Here is a 377-nt window from a genome sequence, read left to right on the forward strand (position 1 = left end):
TACTGTCCGCTTAAGAGCAACCGTTTGGTTGATGATTCTAAGGGGCAACGCGCTTATACCTCAGTCAGTGCTTTACAATGGACTGAGGCCGAACAAGATAATGGCAAATTAATTAAGATCAATAAATTTCCTAAAGACTATAAAGTGCAACTGTTTCGGGTTGTGGTGAGTACTCACCGCACGGATTGGGTCGTAACCAACGATACCACTCAAACAAATCGTGATGACGTACAACAGGTGTGCGCCATACGCTGGAAAATTGAGCAGTTTCATCGTGAGATTAAGCAATTAACAGGTATAGAGTCTAATCAGTGTCGAAAAGCACGTATTCAGCGCAATCATATTTGCTGTTCTATATTAGTTTGGATAAGTTTGAC

Annotated in this window: 1 protein-coding gene; it reads left to right on the forward strand. The window is 41.4% G+C overall.

Going from position 1 to position 377, the window contains the following annotated elements:
• Positions 1-377: transposase (locus ACT3RN_RS16205; protein WP_444518884.1), on the forward strand; the 377-nt coding region annotated here is incomplete at both ends.

Origin of the sequence: Psychrobacter sp. AOP5-GZ1-6 (genome assembly GCF_052376345.1) — a bacterium.
In the GTDB taxonomy this organism is placed as follows: domain Bacteria; phylum Pseudomonadota; class Gammaproteobacteria; order Pseudomonadales; family Moraxellaceae; genus Psychrobacter.